Annotated in this window: 15 protein-coding genes; 9 read left to right on the top strand and 6 right to left on the bottom strand. The window is 69.2% G+C overall.

Annotated features, from left to right (window positions below):
* Window positions 1-11: 11 nt before the first annotated feature.
* Window positions 12-608, top strand: coding sequence for an alpha/beta hydrolase (locus ABCR94_RS15975; protein ID WP_347119961.1), 597 nt, complete (start codon window positions 12-14; stop codon window positions 606-608).
* Window positions 609-1,122: 514 nt separating this feature from the next.
* On the opposite strand, the gene ABCR94_RS15980 is transcribed toward ABCR94_RS15975, so the two are convergent.
* Window positions 1,123-3,741, bottom strand: coding sequence for a family 78 glycoside hydrolase catalytic domain (locus ABCR94_RS15980; RefSeq protein WP_347119962.1), 2,619 nt, complete (start codon window positions 3,739-3,741; stop codon window positions 1,123-1,125).
* Window positions 3,742-3,888: 147 nt separating this feature from the next.
* Between ABCR94_RS15980 and ABCR94_RS15985 the strand changes: the two genes are divergently transcribed.
* Window positions 3,889-5,129 (top strand): IS3 family transposase gene (locus ABCR94_RS15985; RefSeq protein WP_347119963.1). Its coding sequence is split into 2 segments (ribosomal slippage): window positions 3,889-4,162 and window positions 4,162-5,129, totalling 1,242 coding nucleotides; the frame shifts between segments, so codons are not numbered across the junction.
* A 177-nt stretch (window positions 5,130-5,306) separates the two neighbouring features.
* On the opposite strand, the gene ABCR94_RS15990 is transcribed toward ABCR94_RS15985, so the two are convergent.
* Window positions 5,307-7,274: an ATP-binding cassette domain-containing protein gene (locus tag ABCR94_RS15990; protein WP_347120152.1), complete on the bottom strand. Its 1,968-nt coding sequence runs from the start codon at window positions 7,272-7,274 to the stop codon at window positions 5,307-5,309.
* A 663-nt stretch (window positions 7,275-7,937) separates the two neighbouring features.
* Between ABCR94_RS15990 and ABCR94_RS15995 the strand changes: the two genes are divergently transcribed.
* Window positions 7,938-8,312: a hypothetical protein gene (locus ABCR94_RS15995; protein WP_347119964.1), complete on the top strand. Its 375-nt coding sequence runs from the start codon at window positions 7,938-7,940 to the stop codon at window positions 8,310-8,312.
* On the opposite strand, the gene ABCR94_RS16000 is transcribed toward ABCR94_RS15995, so the two are convergent.
* Window positions 8,245-8,640, bottom strand: coding sequence for a CbrC family protein (locus ABCR94_RS16000; RefSeq protein ID WP_347120153.1), 396 nt, complete (start codon window positions 8,638-8,640; stop codon window positions 8,245-8,247). The genes ABCR94_RS15995 and ABCR94_RS16000 overlap by 68 nt on opposite strands.
* Window positions 8,641-8,871: 231 nt before the next feature.
* Here ABCR94_RS16000 and ABCR94_RS16005 point away from each other — a divergent pair, with 231 nt between their 5' ends.
* Both ABCR94_RS16005 and ABCR94_RS16010 read left to right on the top strand, forming a co-directional pair.
* Window positions 8,872-9,078, top strand: coding sequence for a superinfection immunity protein (locus ABCR94_RS16005; protein WP_347119965.1), 207 nt, complete (start codon window positions 8,872-8,874; stop codon window positions 9,076-9,078).
* Between the two features lie 96 nt (window positions 9,079-9,174).
* The gene (locus ABCR94_RS16010; protein ID WP_347119966.1) at window positions 9,175-9,369 is read left to right on the top strand and encodes a hypothetical protein; all 195 of its coding nucleotides are present in this window, start codon (window positions 9,175-9,177) and stop codon (window positions 9,367-9,369) included.
* Window positions 9,370-9,795: 426 nt separating this feature from the next.
* Here the strand turns inward: ABCR94_RS16010 and ABCR94_RS16015 are convergent, their stop codons facing one another.
* Both ABCR94_RS16015 and ABCR94_RS16020 read right to left on the bottom strand, forming a co-directional pair.
* Complete coding sequence (locus ABCR94_RS16015; protein WP_347119967.1) at window positions 9,796-10,443, bottom strand: dienelactone hydrolase family protein; 648 nt, start codon at window positions 10,441-10,443, stop codon at window positions 9,796-9,798.
* A 180-nt stretch (window positions 10,444-10,623) separates the two neighbouring features.
* Complete coding sequence (locus ABCR94_RS16020) at window positions 10,624-11,088, bottom strand: hypothetical protein (RefSeq protein ID WP_347119968.1); 465 nt, start codon at window positions 11,086-11,088, stop codon at window positions 10,624-10,626.
* A gap of 568 nt (window positions 11,089-11,656) precedes the next feature.
* Between ABCR94_RS16020 and ABCR94_RS16025 the strand changes: the two genes are divergently transcribed.
* The 4 genes from ABCR94_RS16025 to ABCR94_RS16040 all read left to right on the top strand — a co-directional run bounded on the left by ABCR94_RS16025 (window position 11,657) and on the right by ABCR94_RS16040 (window position 14,950).
* Complete coding sequence (locus ABCR94_RS16025; RefSeq protein WP_347119969.1) at window positions 11,657-12,178, top strand: toxin-antitoxin system HicB family antitoxin; 522 nt, start codon at window positions 11,657-11,659, stop codon at window positions 12,176-12,178.
* A gap of 86 nt (window positions 12,179-12,264) precedes the next feature.
* On the top strand, window positions 12,265-13,110 hold the full coding sequence (locus ABCR94_RS16030) for a DUF4097 family beta strand repeat-containing protein (RefSeq protein WP_347119970.1): 846 nt from the start codon (window positions 12,265-12,267) through the stop codon (window positions 13,108-13,110).
* A gap of 59 nt (window positions 13,111-13,169) precedes the next feature.
* The gene (locus ABCR94_RS16035) at window positions 13,170-14,162 is read left to right on the top strand and encodes an ATP-binding cassette domain-containing protein (RefSeq protein WP_521977146.1); all 993 of its coding nucleotides are present in this window, start codon (window positions 13,170-13,172) and stop codon (window positions 14,160-14,162) included.
* Window positions 14,159-14,950: an ABC transporter permease gene (locus ABCR94_RS16040; RefSeq protein WP_347119972.1), complete on the top strand. Its 792-nt coding sequence runs from the start codon at window positions 14,159-14,161 to the stop codon at window positions 14,948-14,950. The genes ABCR94_RS16035 and ABCR94_RS16040 overlap by 4 nt, the downstream gene beginning before the upstream one ends.
* On the opposite strand, the gene ABCR94_RS16045 is transcribed toward ABCR94_RS16040, so the two are convergent.
* Window positions 14,931-15,077 (bottom strand): hypothetical protein, encoded by a 147-nt coding sequence (locus ABCR94_RS16045; protein WP_347119973.1) that lies wholly within the window; start codon window positions 15,075-15,077, stop codon window positions 14,931-14,933. The genes ABCR94_RS16040 and ABCR94_RS16045 overlap by 20 nt on opposite strands.
* Between the last annotated feature and the right edge of the window lie 118 nt (window positions 15,078-15,195).

Consider the following 15,195-nt stretch of genomic DNA (forward strand, 5'->3'; position numbering starts at 1 on the left):
CGCCAGTCGCCGTGCCACCTCCGGAAGCCCCCGCAGGCAGTGCGCGCCAGGGTGGCCGGGCCGCGCTGGAGAGGGCGGTCCGGCACGCTGGCCCCAGCCTCCCCGCCGGGCTGCCGGACATCCTGGACCTGTCGCGTACCGCCATGTTCGGCCACTCCCTCGGCGGCGCCACCGCAGCGGAGTCGATGTGTGCCGGTCTGCCGATCGCGGCCGGGGCGGACCTCGACGGGAGCCTGTTCGGCGAAGAAGTCATGCGCGGCTTGGACAAGCCGCTCCTGCTGCTCGGGGCGGACGGTGAAGACGACGCGACCTGGCAGGCCGCCTGGCCCCACCTGCGCGGCTGGCGCCGCAGCCTGCGGCTGACCGGATCCCGGCATTTTTCCTTCACCGACTACGAGACGCTGCTGCCCCAGGCCGCCGCCGGCCTCGGTGTGACCCGGGCCCAACTCGACGATTTCATAGGCCCGTTGGAGTCGCGTCGCTCTCTCACCGTGCAGCGCGACATTCTACGGGCCTTCTTCGGCCTGCACCTGCACGGTCACGCCGCACCTCTCCTGAACGGGCCCACCACGCACTACCCGGAGATCGTCTTTCCGCAGACCCCGTAGAAGCAGACCCCGTAGAAGCAGACTCCTTAGAAGGAGTCGCAGGCCGGGCCGGGCGTGTGGGCTGGGTCGCAGGGTGGCCTTCACCTGCCGGCGCACCGCGAACACGGTGGCAGGTATCGCGATCAGAGCGACGACGGGCGCCGCGACAGCGCCGATCCCTGCAAGGTCCATGGCGCGCCATTCTGCCGTACGCCCCGGACAGCCAAGGCGGTTGCGGCCGCACCACCGGAGGCCCCCGGCGCAGGACCGGGGACGGTCCGTTTCGACCGGGCGGGGGGCTTCCCCCTGCCTGGTCAATGCGGGAGACGCGCCGGTGGCGCTGCCCGAGGGGGCGGAGATTCTGCTCTCCAGCGTGGCGCTTCCGCCCGCCGGTGCAGGGGACGACCGCAGGCTGCCCGTTGATGCCGCCGTGTGGCTGGGGATGTGAGAGGGCGGGCGGAGGAGCCTCCCCGTCCTGGTGCGCAGGGCGAGGAGGCTTCCCGGCTGCCCCTACGGGCGGAGATTGTTCAGGCGGTCAGCGACCCGGCCGTGAGGTGAAGTCCCATTGGCCGTGCGGCACTTGGTAGACGACATGGCCGGGCTCCGACCGTAGGTAACGTGCTCCTCGGGGTGCGGTGGCGGCCGAACGGCTGGGCGCCGGGACGTGCACTTCGGCGTCCGCCCCTACCGGCACCTCGACATGGAGGCGCAGCCGGTCGTCCGAGCGGGACCATGCCACTGCGGCCCGGCCCCGAACCGTACGGATCGAGGTGCGCGCCCAGTCGACCCCCGTACGCGAGTCGGGGCGCACGGTGAACGTACGCCAGCCCGCGTCCCCCGGTCGCAGACCGGCGACGTTCTCGTGGAGCCACTGGACGACCGTGCCGTGGAAGTAGTGATCGCGCGAGCGGGAGTCCAGCTGCCACATCTCCCACATGGTGTCCGCGCCCTGGTCGAACCAGTACCCCCAGCTGGGATACGACCGCTGGGTCGCTATGGCGTGGGCCACCTCGGGGCTGCCTTCGGCGCTCAGCGCCCGCAGGAGGACGCTGGTGCCGAGTGCGCCCGTGTTGAGGTGGTTGTCCCGGGCCACGACATCGGCGACCAGGCTGGCGGCCACGCTCGCGCGGGCGGAGTCGGGGACCAGCCCGAACGCCAACGGGATCGCGTTGCTCGTCTGCCGGTACTCGGGGTCCTTCGCGGTCCGGTAGTGGCCTGCCTTCGTGTCGAGGAAGGCGGCGTTGAACGCCGACTTGAGGTCCGCCGCCGCGGCGCGGTAGCGCTTGGCGGTCGCGCCTTCCCCGAGTACCTCGCCCATCTCGGCGGTGTGCAGCAGGGCCCGGTACAGATAGGCGGTGGCCGTCAGCCGAGTGTCCTCGGGCGGCAGCCCGTCGGAGCCGGGCGGCAGGAAGTCCCCGAGCGCGGTCACGGCCAGGCCGTCACGCAGTCGCGACAGTTCCCAGTCGAGATAGAGCGTGAGTGTCGGCCAGTGCTCCTGGGCCACCCGTTCGTCGCCGTACACCCGGTACATCTCGCGGACCAGGAACGGATAGACGGTCGTCCACTCCGGGGAAGGCCCGAGCTGGTGGTAGCCCCAGCCGGAGCTCGGGACGATGACGGGCAGATGCCCGTCGGCGAGCTGGCTGTCCGCGAGGTCGCCGAGCCACTTGGACAGGAAGCGGTGCACCCCGAAGGCGTACGCCATGACGGGGGCCCCGAGCTGGGCGTCCCCGGTCCAGCCGTTCTTCTCGTACATCGGGGTGTCGGTGGGAATGCCGTGCAGGTTGTTGAGCAGGGTGCGGCGCATGGCGTGGTCCAGCTGCTCGTAGAAGGGCTCCGAGCAGTGGAAGTCACTGACCTCCTCGACCTTGGTGTGCACCACCCGTCCGAGGACCTCGGCCGGCTCGGGCCGCCGGGGCAGCCCGCTCACCTCCACGTAACGGAAGCCCTTGTACGAGAACTTGGGCTCCCACACCTCCTCGCCGCTGCCGGCGCAGATGTACTCGTCCGCCTGGAACCGCCCGGGAACATGACCTGTCTCGGCGTGCACACTGCCGTCGGCCTTGAGCTTTTCACCGTGCACCAGCCGTACCGTCGTCCCGGCCTCGGCTGTGACGGTCAGACGGGTCCAGCCGGCCAGGGTGCGCCCCATGTCGACGATGTGGACCCCGGGCCGCAGCTCGGTGACGGCCGTGGGGCGTACGGTCTCGATGATTTCGATGGGGTCGTGCGGCTGGACCCGTACGGTCCCCTTGGGGGCGCTCTGGAGAGGAGCCGCCCGCCAGGACTTGTCGTCGAAACCGGGATGTGTCCAGCCGCGCGGGGCCCGCCGTGCATCGTAAGTCTCGCCCGCGTAAAGGGAGTTGCTGAGCGTCGGGCCCTCTGTGATGCGCCAGTCCGGGCCCGAGACGATCGTGGTGCGGCTGCCGTCGGGGTGGTCGATCTCAAGCTGGGCCAGCAGGCGGGGCTCGCCGTGCCAGGGCGGGGTGTGCCAGTTCCAGACGTTGGGCGTTGTCATGCCGTAGAAGCCGCGGCCGAGGGTCACACCGATGGCGTTGACACCGCGTTCCACGTGCTCGGTGACATCGTGGACGGTGTACAGGACGGTCTCGTCGTAGTCGGTGAAACCAGGGTCGAGCACTTGCCGGCCGACCCGTCGGCCGTTGATCTCCGCGTCGTAGTAGGCGAGTCCGCTGATGTACAGGCGGGCGCGGGCAACGGGCCGGCGGAAGGAGAACTCCTTGCGCAGCAGCGGCGCGGGCAGTTCGGGGGTCGCTACGGTCGCGCCCTTGCCCCAGGGATCCGTGCCGTACGGGCCGATGGCGGTGGCCGCAGACCAACCGCTGTCGTCGTGCTCAGGCCGCTGCCACCCGCTCTCCTCCGCCGCGGCAGCGCGCCACCCCGGCCCGGAGACCAGTTCCCGAAGCCCGGTGCTGGTGTCCACCTTGAGCCGCAGCAGCAGACCGGCCGGGTTGGGGGCGGCGCCCCGGTTGGTTGCGAGCACCGCCACTACGACCTGTCCGCCCGCCGCGCGGACCGGGTCGGTCACATCGGCGGTGTGCGCCGTGCGCCAACTGTCCGTGCGCTGGGGTTGGTTCAGCACTTGCTTGCCGTCGATGTAGAGCGTGAAGTCGTCGTCGGCGGTGACCGACACATGCGCCCCGGTGACCTCGGCCCCCGCGGGCAGGTCGAGAGTGGCCCGGAACCAGCGTGGGCCGACCGGGGTGCTCCACAGGGGCGGGCCGGGTGAACCGTTCCGGGTTTGATCGAGGCTCGATCTTTTGGAAGGATCGAGTGCGTTATGGCGAAGCAGTATCCGAAGGAGATCAAGGAGCGGGCCGTGCGTCTGGTCCTGGAGACTCGTGATCAGTACAAGACGGAGTCCGCGGCGATCCGCTCGATCGGGGCGAAGCTCGACATCGGGCCGGAGTCCCTGCGGAACTGGGTGCGTCGGGCCGAGGTCGACGCCGGTGCCCGGATGGGGACCACGACCGAGGAATCCGCCCAGCTCAAGGCCCTCAAAAGGGAGGTCGCCGAGCTGAAGCGGGCGAACGAGATCTTGAAGGCTGCGGCAAGTTTCTTCGCGGCCGAGCTCGACCGGCCACACACACGCTCGTAGCGTTCGTCGACGAGCACCGGGACCGCTTCGGCGGAGTCGAGCCGATCTGCAGGACGCTCACCGAGCATGACTGCAGCATCCACCCGTCCACCTACTACGCCCACAAGAAGCGCCCACTGTCGGCCCGTGCCCTGCGGGACGCGGAACTGGCTCCGTTGATCGTGGAGATATTCCGGGACAACTACAGCGTCTACGGGGCCCGCAAGATCTGGGCCGAGCTGAAGCGCCGAGGCCATCAGGTGGCGCGGTGCACCGTCGAGCGCCTGATGAAGGCCGAGGGTCTCACGGGGGCGGTGCGCGGGAAGAAGATCATCACCACCGGGGCGGACAGGGAAGCCGACCGGGCCCCGGACCGGCTGGGCCGGCAGTTCGTGGCCAGCGCCCCCAACCGGGTGTGGGTCGCCGACTTCACCTACGTGGCCACCTGGTCCGGCACCGTCTACGTCGCCTTCGTCGTGGACACCTTCTCCCGCCGGATCGTCGGCTGGTCGGCGTCGACGAACAAGCAGACCCCGCTGGTGCTGTCCGCACTCGAGATGGGCCTGTGGCAACGCGACCGCGCGAACACCCCCGTCATCGCACGGCAGTTGATCCACCACTCCGATGCCGGCTCGCAATACACCAGCTTCCGGCTCGCCGCGCACCTGGCATCTGAACAGATCGCGGCGTCCATCGGCACCGTCGGAGACGCCCTCGACAACGCCCTGATGGAATCGACCATCGGTCTGTACAAAACCGAGCTGATCAAACCGCAGCATCCCTGGAAGGCCCTCAGCAACGTCGAGTTGGCCACAGCCGAATGGGTCGACTGGTACAACCACCGACGACTCCACGGTGAAATAGGCCACGTACCACCAGCCGAATACGAAACCACCTACTACCAACAGAACACCCAAGAACCGCAGGTCACAGCCACAATCTAGAGTCTCTACCGAACCCGGAGCGGTTCAGCCTGGGCGGTGCCTGGATCGCTTCTTTGAAGATCGTCCAGGCCCCGCGGCGCGACTGCCTCGCCTCGGGTGCCATCGGCCGTCTCCGCCTGGGTGAGGTGGCAGCGGCGGTGGAGCTGGACAATACGGTGGTCCTCTCGCTGGGCTCTGTCATGAACGTTCGGGGACAGGCGGGGCGCTGGGGTGCGGTACCGCGGCGCGGAAGTCCGTTGCGTACTGGGCGGCTTGTGTGTGGAACATGGCCGCGTAGCGTCCGCCGACGGCGATCAGTTCGTCGTGGCTGCCGTGCTCGGTGAGGCGGCCCTGGTTGAGGACGTAGATGGTGTCGGCATGGCGGACGCCGGACATGCGATGGGTGACCAGTACGACCGCCCGGTGCGCGTCGGCGAGCCGGCGGATCCTGTCGAAGGCGGCGATTTCGGCTTCGGGGTCCAGGGCAGAGGTGGGCTCGTCGACGATCAGTACGCTGTCTGCGGGGCAGGTCGCGGTACGCCAGTGCGTGCGGGCCAGTCCGACCTTCTGCCACTCACCACCGGAGAGTTCCGAGGCCCCGCGGAACATCCTGGCCAGCAGGGTTCGTAGCCCATGGGGCAGCTTCGCGATGAGGGGAGACGCTCCGGCGTAGTCGACTGACGGCTGCAGCTCCTCGTGTTCGGCTGCCCGGTCGGGTCGGCCAATGCGGATGTTGAGGGCGGCGGTCACCGGCCAGCGCTCGAAGTCCTGGGTCAGCAGGGCGACGCGACTGAACACTTGGGACCGGTCCAAGCCGGACAGCTCGGCTTCACCCCAGTGCACGGTGCCGCTGTGCGGCAGCAGCAGGCCGGCGAGGACCTTCATCAGGGTGCTCTTGCCCGAACCGTTCTCGCCGACCACCGCTGTCACCGAGCCCATCGGAAGAGTGATCGAAATCCCGTCCAGGGCCGGAGCGTCACGGTCCGGGTAGCGGTAGGTGACCTTGTCGAGGACGACCCGGTCGATCTGTGCCGGGAGCTGCTTCCCGCCCGTAGGAATGGCTCGCCTCGCCGCCTCGGCCAGGAACCGCTCGTGGTCCTGGACGTACAAGGACTCCTCATGCAGCTGGTTGATGTTCATGACCAGAGCGCCCAGGCTGGCCGAACCGGACCGCACTGCGATCACAGCAGTGCCGGCGACGGCCAGACTCATGTGCCCGGCTAGGACCAGCCAGACCATCACGGCATACGTACCGACCATCGCCAGGCCGGAGAGGGCAGCGGCCACCAGCTCGGTGACAGCTTTGCCGTTGGCGAGCCGGGTCTGCTCAGCCTCGGCGCTCGCGGCCATGTCCCGGTACTTCTCCAGCAAGAATGGGCCGACCGCGTGGATCCGCACTTCCTGGGCCGCGCCGCGCTCGGTGAGAAGACTCCCGATCAAACGGCTGGCGCGCAGATGCTCGACCCAGGTCATCACGGACACATAGCGCTCCTGAGCCACCCGCATCGCTCCCCAGCCCCGGGGCGCTGCAATCAGCAGCAGCATCGGCAACAGCGCGGGGTGCAGGACGGTGAGGACGCCTGCGGTCGCGATGAGAGAGATCGTGCCGTTCAGGGCGGCGACGCAAGCGCCGATCATGCGGCGGGCGGAGGCTGCGCCCTGTTGCGCGACGTCGATCAGGCGGCGGAAGGCGGGGTCTTCGATGGCCTCCAGTTCCACCGCGGTGGACGCCGCCAGGTACTCGGTGGTGGCGATGCGCTCCACCAGCGGCTCCAGGCGCCCTGCTCGGGACGTGGACCAGCCGGCGAGACCTGCGTTGACCACAGCGACGACGGCACCGGCGATCAGAGCGGGTAAGGCGGCGTGGAGCCGCTCCACGGGCGTGCCACCGCCGAGCAGGGCATGCATCACGGCGTTGACCGCGAGCAGGCTGACGGCCGCCGCGATGCCCTGCCCGATCTCACTGATACCGACGGCCAGCAGCGCCGACCGGTCGGCGTCCCAGGCCCGGCGCAGCGTTCCGCAGACCAGCCGCGGCATGGCACGGATGGCGGAGACCATCGTCAAGTCGAGGCGGGCTCGCTCATGTTCGGCCCAGCCCGTGTCATAGCGCAGGGGCCCGCCGAACAGTTCGTCCTCTGCTGCGGAGACAGCCGGTTCGCCCATAGTCACCCGCCGGAAATACCTCTTCACGCGGCGCCTCCATGGACCGGAGTCGGCCAGTTCAGCAGCAGGTACGAGAAGCCCGCGGCGGGCGGCGGTGGTGGGGGTGTCAAGACGTGCAGGTCCGTGGCGTCGGCTGAAGTCAACTGCACTCCCGTTACACGGTTGTTGGGCTCAATGTGGGTGTCGCTGGGTGTCACTGGGGTCAACGGCGGGCACAGTCGTATCGAACACACGTATTTGAGACAGAGTGGATTCCGCGGAGGAGCGCGAGGCGCGCCAAGTGTGGGGTGCATCCACCCTTGGGGCGTGCGGGGCGGCTCCAACGCGCTGATGGCCGAAACGCCGCGGTCGATGCGCCTGCGGCAGATGGGACTTACGGAGAGGCCCCCCGCACACGGCACTCCGTAGATACTCGCCGGCGCCTTGGCGGACGAGCCCGGTATGCGGCCGGCTCCGGGAGCAGGCCGTCGCTGACTCGACCGCCTCACGCGATCCGATATCGCTCTGTCCCCAGGACCGCGTCCCGTCCCACCTCACCAGCAAGATCACGCAGACCGGACTCGCGCCCACGCCTTGCGGAGGCCATGTCGTGCCTGTCGGGCATCGATCGGCCCGGGCGATGAAGTGTGTGGTGGCTGCCAGGAGCGGTCTATGCTCCACGGCATGAAGTTGCTGCTGACCCGGGAGAGCGTCTCCATGGGCGACGACGTGAACGCGCCCCACGAGCGGCAGGAAGAGTTCCCCGACGCCCTCGCCATCGGTGAGGTGATCGCTACGGTCGTTGCGGACGGCTACCTCCCACGGATCGCCGGCGGCTGCGCCACCTGGGTTCTCACGACGAGCGGGACCGTCTCGCTGGCCGTCGTGGCCCAACAATGGGAAAAACCGCGCCTGTTGGCCACCGGCCACGGACCTCTGGTCTCACTCGCTGACCCAGACCGCGGCGAGGTGCGCTGGCATTTCCGCTACTTCACACAGGAAGACCCCGACGCCGTCTACCGCAGACTGTCGGAACCCCAGACACCGTCGAAGCCCTAAGCACGCCGGACTGCCGCCGGCTGCGCCATGTGGCGTCCGAGTACGCGAGGTGGGTTCCCCAAGAGCGGCACCTGAAGAGGTGCGCGATCGGCCAGCCGTCCTTGGCCAAGGCACTGACGTACTTCTCGACCTGGGCCAGAGGCCACGACTGTGCGAGGTTCTCCCGGAGGCCAGTCAGGGCCTCCGGGTGGCTCGTGAGTTCGGCGGCGCCAACTGCCCCGAGGAACGCTGCGCCGTCTCCGTAGTGCAGGTGCAGGCGCAGGCCGCTTCCGAGCGCACGACAGCACCGGTGGCCACGGGATCCGGGCGATAGGGAAAGACGGGAGATCTGTCACGGGCCGGGACCGTATCAGTCGACACGTGCCCGCTCCGCGCCAGCCGCATGGCCGCCGTCGGCGATCGTGGTGGTGGGCCCGACGGCTGCTGCCGCATCGGAGTATGCGACAGGCCCAGAAGCCGTGGTGCACGCGGCGGTGGAAGGGCTCCCGTCTGCACCGGCGCGCCTCGCCCCCGTACAGTGCGCACTGACAAGCTGAAGATCATTGGAGTGCATCGAAAAATGGACAGCCTGCTCACAGTGTTGCTCGGAGTGGTCATTGCGGTGATCTATCTGCTGCCCTCGTACCTGGCGTTCGCGCGCGGTTCGAAAGACCGGTGGCTGATTCTCGTCATCAACGTTGCCTTCGGCGCATCGCTCATCGGGTGGGGCGTGGCCCTTTACCTGGCCACGCGCACGCCGAAGAGGACACAGCCGCTCGCCCAATAGCGCGACGGTTTCAGCGATCAGGGCGGGGGGCCGGTCACGATTCTTCCCCGGCTACCCGCGACGGGCCGAGTCGATCGAACAGGGCGACGGGCCCCGGTGGACACTCTTGCTCTGCTGACCACCGGGGCCGAGCTCTACGCCATGAGCGACGCAGACCGCTCGCGCGTCCAGGCCACGGCCCGGCTGATCATCAGCCGGTTGATCAGCCGCACTACTTCGTTCGTACGGGTATGGCGTGCCGGCTCAAAGCCGCTGGGCCTGCCGTCGTTGCTGCCACGGTGTCAACGGTGAGCCTGCTGGCTTCCGCATCGCAGTTTCACCCTCGGCAGCGATCCGACGCGCGGACGGTCGGACCGGTCGCCGTGCGATGTCAGTGCTCCCTGGCATCCTGGGTGGAAGCCCGGCGGTGCCCATCTCCCGAAGCCGATGCCACCGCCGGGCTGCTCCCGCACCGCGGGGGAACGCGCGTTGGTCGTGGCGGCCCTCATGGCGCGCTGGTATTCGAATTCCGCAAGATCGCCGAATGCTGGATCGACTACCAGGGCAACCAGGCTGCTTCTGACCGGGGGAAAGCCGCTATGTCACATCAGCGGCGGCCCCGCGCACGTGCGAAGTGACCGCAGGGCCGCCGAGGTGCGCCGCCTGTCAGGGCGGCGCCCATCCCGGCCGTACGATCCGCCTGCCCATCGCGCGCGCCACGCCACGCCTGGTTGCCTCTCAGCCGTTGGCCAGGGTGCGGTCGAGGAGGGGGAGTAGGCGGTCCCAGTGGCGCTGCAGCGCGGAGGGGTTGAAGGCGTCGGTGTCGGACATGGTGAAGCCGTGGACGATGCCGGGGTAGATCTCGGTGGTGTAGCCGACGCCTGCGGCATCCAGGGCCTGGTTGAGCTCGCTGATGGCCTCGGACGTCATGTCGTTTTCGGCGAGGCCGAGGTGGACCTGGGCGGTGAGTTTGGGGACGAGGCGGTGCGGGCTGTCGGGCGCGTCGGTGACCAGGAAGGCGGGGTGGAATCCAGCGACGGCGGCCACCTGGTCGGGGTGGGCCGCTGCGGTGCGCATCGCCATGGCGGCGCCCATGCAGTAGCCGATCACGGCGACCGGTCCGGCGCTGACCTCGGGCTGGGTGGTGAGGAACCTGAGGTAGGCGTCTGCGTCGCGCAGGGCACGTTCGGTGGTGTGCGCCTCGATCAAAGGCATCAACTGGGCGAAGACCGCGGGCCGGAGCTCTTCTCCGATGTCCTCGGGAAGTTCGACCACCGGTGTCGGGCCGTGCCGGTAGCAGAGGTTGGGGACGAGCACGTAGTACCCGTGCGCGGCCAGTTCGCGGGCCATCTCCTCCAGCACGGGGCGCGCGCCGAAGGCGTCCATGTTTTCGGCCTCGACCGGCCGGCTGACGGCGAGAGCCTGATGCCGGACATCTCAGAGCGTTTCGGCCGGGCCCTCGGCCGCCACCGAAACGACCGCCAGATCTGAGCCTCACCCCTTTACGTAGTGCGGTGTTCCGGATGGGCTCCTGTTATGCCGCGGTGATTCGCTCACCAGGGGGGTTCAGCAGGGAAGAGTGGAATTGCCGGCAGCGCCGGTGGCGCCGGTGGCGCCGTCCGCGGTGAACGTGGCGGCGGTGCCGTTGCCGCCGGGCTTGCCCGGGCACACCGTACTGGCGGCGCCGCCGACGCCGCCCTTGCCGCCGGTGCCGCCGAGAGTGGCGCCACCGCCAAGGCCGCCGTTGCCGCCGTTGCCGTTGGCACCGCTGGAACCACCCGCGCCCCCGGCCCCGCCGACGCTCGCACTGCCGTTGGCGTTGTCACCGGTGCCGCCGAGGCCGCCGTTGCTCCCTACGCCGTTGGCACCGTTGCTGCCGGGGAGGCTGAGGAGGCCGAAGCCGGCGTGGGCCCGGGCGTTGCCCGCACCGGTCTGGGCGGAGGCGAGGGCGGGAGTGGCGGTGAGGCCAGCTACGGCGATCGCGGCGACCAGGAAGGTCCGGGCAGTGGCCGTGGTGCGCATGAAGCGCATGAGGTACGTCCTTCGGTTCGTACAGCCCACAACGTAGGGAGGTACGACGCACTGTGCACCCTGGAAGATGATTAAATGTCTTGAAATAGACGGATCGATCAAACTTTGGCCGTAAGTTCCCAGTTTCGGGCCCGCTGTCGACGACGCTCCGTTTTCCGTCGCGTCATCGTCCGCTCAGTGCGAGGTCGTCGAGATCGCGACCCGGCTCGGCGCCGGACACATCGAGATCCTGACCCGTCCCGACGAGGCTCAGTATCTGATGCTGATCGGCTTTCGCGCTGCGCTGCGTGGGCACTGCGATGGGTGCCGGGCTCTGCTTCCACAGCCTTGGGCTGGTGCAGCCGTTAACGCCAAGCACTTGATCGTGAACGGTGAGAGGGTGCGCGGTCGATCCGGCTGGCCCCGTGTGACGCCACCCCGCGTCAACTTGGCTCCGTGACCTCGCCGATCCCTTGCCCGCTCCTGACCTGCAACGATTGGCCTGTCTGTCATCCCGAAACCCCACCCCGTGTCACGTATTGCATCTTCGGGCTTGCCAGTAGCGCCATGGTGGTGCCACTATGGCGTCATGGACCTCACGCCGTACGTCGAAACACTCCGCAGGGAACTGGCGGTGGCCGCCGAAGCCGGGGGTGACGAAGCCCGCGAGCTCGCCGAGCGGCTCACCGCGCCGCTGGAGTCGGCCGCACGCCTGACCCTGCTCAATGTGCTGTCCGACGCCATGGGCGAGATCACCCGTGAACTCGCCCCCGGCTCGGTCGACGTACGACTGCGTGGCCTCGACCCCGACTTCGTGGTGGTGCTGCCGCAGCGCGAGGACCGAACCGAACCGCTCGACGCACCGGCGCCCGCACCGGCCCCGGTCTCCGCCGACACGGACGAGGGCAGCACCGCCCGCGTCAATCTGCGCCTGCCGGCCCACCTCAAGGCGCGCGCCGAGGAGGCCGCGAGCCGCGAGGGTCTGTCGGTCAACGCGTGGCTGGTGCGGGCCGTGTCGGCCGCGGTCGACACGGGGGGCGGCGCCGCCGCCCCCCGTACCCCCGTGATGACCAGGACCATCGGCCAGAACTTCACGGGCTGGGTGCACTGACCAGCCCCGCACAGCGAATCCACCCACACCTCGCCCACCAGCGGGGACGCCACGAACATCAGAGGACCCAAGAGGACGGGACAGCCATGCCTTCTTTCGATACTCCCCAGCCGATCTCGGTCACCGCCCACGTGGCCGCGGGATCCATCCAGTTCGTCGCGGCCGACCGCACCGACACTGTTGTGGATGTAGCTCCCCGCGACCCGAAGAAGGACCGGGACGTGCGGGCCGCCGAGCAGACCGAAGTCGCTTACTCGGGCGGCACGCTGCACATCGGGACACCCAAGGGGCGCTACCTCGTCGGACCCACCGGCGCCGTCGACGTGACGGTCGAACTGCCCACGGGCTCACGCGTCGACATGACCGGCGCCTGGACCCAGGTGCTCGGCGAGGGCCGGCTCGGCGAGGTGCAGGTGAAGACGTCGTCCGGTGACGTCCGCCTCGACACGACCGGGCCGCTGAAGCTGACCGCCTCTCACGGCTCGATCACCGTCGACCGGGTCGAGGGCGCGGCCGAGATCACCACCAGCTCCGGCAGCCTGCGCGTCGGCACCGTCGACGGCTCCGCCGTCCTGAAGAACTCGCACGGCGCCACGACCGTCGGCACCGCGACCGGCGACCTGCGGGTCAGCGGCGCCAACGGCGACATCAGCATCGAGCGTGCCGAGAACTCGGTCACCGCCACCACCGCCCACGGCACTCTGCGCGTCGCCGATGTCGCCCGCGGCACCGTCCAGTTGGAGACCAGCTACGGAGCCATCGACGTCGGCATCCGCGAGGGCACCGCCGCCTGGCTCGACGTCAGCTCCGGACGCGGGCAGGTGCGCAACACGCTCGCCGCCTCCGAGAGCCCGGAGAAGTCCGAGGAGACCGTCGAGGTCCGCGCCCGTACGCGCTACGGAAACATCGACGTCCGCCGCGCCCGCGCCTGACAGTCCACCTTCACTCCACACCAGCCTTCGATCGGGAGGACCTCATGCCTTCGTCTGTCATGTCCACGTCCAAGCGCGGTAACGGCCAGGAGCCGCCCGTCGCCGTCTCCACCGCCGGCCTGCGCAAGTCCTACGGCGACAAGCTCGTCCTCGACGGGATCGACCTGCGCATCCCGGCAGGCACCGTCTTCGCGCTGCTCGGCCCGAACGGCGCCGGCAAGACCACCGTCGTCAAGATCCTCTCCACGTTGATCTCCGCCGACGCGGGCTCCGGCGACATCCGCGTCGGCGGCCACGACCTGGCCGCCGACCCGCAGGCGGTGCGCGCCGCGATCGGCGTCACCGGCCAGTTCTCCGCCGTCGACGGCCTGATCACCGGCGAGGAGAACATGCTCCTCATGGCCGACCTGCACCACCTCTCCCGCAGCGAGGGCCGCCGCACCGCCGCCGAGCTGTTGGAACGGTTCGACCTGACGGAGGCCGCGAAGAAGCCGGGCTCCACCTACTCCGGCGGCATGAAGCGGCGCCTCGACCTCGCCATGACGCTGGTCGGCAGCCCGCGGATCATCTTCCTCGACGAGCCGACCACCGGCCTCGACCCGCGCAGCCGCCACAACATGTGGAACATCATCCGCGAGCTCGTCTCCGACGGCGTCACCGTCTTCCTCACCACCCAGCACCTGGAGGAGGCCGACGAGCTCGCCGACCGCATCGCCGTGCTCAACGACGGCAAGATCGCCGCCCAGGGCACCGCGGAGGAGCTGAAGCGGCTGATCCCCGGCGGGCACGTCCGGCTCCGCTTCGCTGACCCGTCCGCGTACCAGTCCGCCGCCGTCGCCCTGCGCGAGGTCACCAGGGACGACGAGGCGCTGGCGCTGCAGATCCCCAGCGACGGCAGTCAGCGCGAGCTGCGCTCCATCCTCGACTGGCTGGACTCGGCCGACATCGAGGCGGACGAACTGACCGTACACACCCCCGACCTCGACGACGTCTTCTTCGCCCTGACCAGCAGCACCAACGTCCCCAACCAGCCCAAGGAGAACCTCCGATGAGCGCCCTCTCCCCCGCCGTACGCGACTCGTCCACGATGCTGCGCCGCAACCTCCTGCATGCGCGGCGCTACCCGTCCCTCACCCTGAACCTGCTGCTCACCCCGATCATGCTGCTGCTGCTCTTCGTCTACATCTTCGGCGACGTGATGAGCGCAGGTATCGGCGGCGGCGGCGCCGACCGCTCCGAGTACATCGCCTATATCGTCCCCGGCCTCCTGCTGATGACCATCGGCAGCACCGTGATCGGGACCGCGGTGTCCGTCTCCAACGACATGACCGAGGGGATCATCGCCCGCTTCCGTACCATGGCCATCCACCGCGGCTCCGTGCTCGTCGGGCACGTCATCGGCAGCGTGCTGCAGTCGATCGCCAGCGTAGTCCTTGTGGGCGCCGTCGCCGTGGCCATCGGCTTCCGGTCCACGGACGCCACGGTCCTCGAGTGGCTGGCGGCGTTCGGGCTGCTCGTGCTCTTCGCCATGGCACTCACCTGGGTCGCGGTCGGCATGGGCCTGATCAGCCCGAACGTCGAGGCCGCCAGCAACAACGCGCTGCCGATGATTCTGCTGCCACTCCTCTCCAGCGCCTTCATCCCCGTTGACACCATGCCGGGCTGGTTCCAGCCGATCGCCGAATACCAGCCGTTCACCCCGGCCATCGAAACCCTGCGGGGCCTGCTGCTCGGCAGCGAGATCGGCAACAACGGGTGGCTCGCCATCGCCTGGTGCCTTGGCCTCGCGGTGCTCGGATACTTCTGGTCGACCTCGAAGTTCAACCGCGACCCGAAGTAGCAGCCATGACAGTGCGGGCCACCTCCCGCAACTCGTCCCGCCCCAGGGCGGCGTACTCCGACACGGCGTCGGCGTACGCCGCCCTGTCGGCGTCCTCGACCGCCCGCCGGGCCAGAGCCGCAGACATGGTCGGCTCGAACTTGCCCTGCGCCCGCAGCTGTTCGGCCGGCGCGATCAGCCGTACGGCGGCGCGGCGTCACCGGACGCGAGCAACCGCACCGCGTATGCCGCCGTACCGCCCAGAC

The organism is Streptomyces changchenzhani (genome assembly GCF_039766235.1).
In the GTDB taxonomy this organism is placed as follows: domain Bacteria; phylum Actinomycetota; class Actinomycetes; order Streptomycetales; family Streptomycetaceae; genus Streptomyces.

What these genes read in the sequence shown, in the direction of transcription:
- ABCR94_RS15990 (WP_347120152.1), bottom strand. Translation starts at nt 7,274, where the DNA reads ATGGGCGAACCGGCTGTCTCCGCAGCAGAGGACGAACTGTTCGGCGGG.
- ABCR94_RS15995 (WP_347119964.1), top strand. Translation starts at nt 7,938, where the DNA reads ATGAAGTTGCTGCTGACCCGGGAGAGCGTCTCCATGGGCGACGACGTG.
- ABCR94_RS16005 (WP_347119965.1), top strand. Translation starts at nt 8,872, where the DNA reads ATGGACAGCCTGCTCACAGTGTTGCTCGGAGTGGTCATTGCGGTGATC.
- ABCR94_RS16015 (WP_347119967.1), bottom strand. Translation starts at nt 10,443, where the DNA reads ATGGACGCCTTCGGCGCGCGCCCCGTGCTGGAGGAGATGGCCCGCGAA.
- ABCR94_RS16020 (WP_347119968.1), bottom strand. Translation starts at nt 11,088, where the DNA reads ATGCGCTTCATGCGCACCACGGCCACTGCCCGGACCTTCCTGGTCGCC.
- ABCR94_RS16025 (WP_347119969.1), top strand. Translation starts at nt 11,657, where the DNA reads ATGGACCTCACGCCGTACGTCGAAACACTCCGCAGGGAACTGGCGGTG.
- ABCR94_RS16030 (WP_347119970.1), top strand. Translation starts at nt 12,265, where the DNA reads ATGCCTTCTTTCGATACTCCCCAGCCGATCTCGGTCACCGCCCACGTG.
- ABCR94_RS16035 (WP_521977146.1), top strand. Translation starts at nt 13,170, where the DNA reads ATGTCCACGTCCAAGCGCGGTAACGGCCAGGAGCCGCCCGTCGCCGTC.
- ABCR94_RS16040 (WP_347119972.1), top strand. Translation starts at nt 14,159, where the DNA reads ATGAGCGCCCTCTCCCCCGCCGTACGCGACTCGTCCACGATGCTGCGC.
- ABCR94_RS16045 (WP_347119973.1), bottom strand. Translation starts at nt 15,077, where the DNA reads ATGTCTGCGGCTCTGGCCCGGCGGGCGGTCGAGGACGCCGACAGGGCG.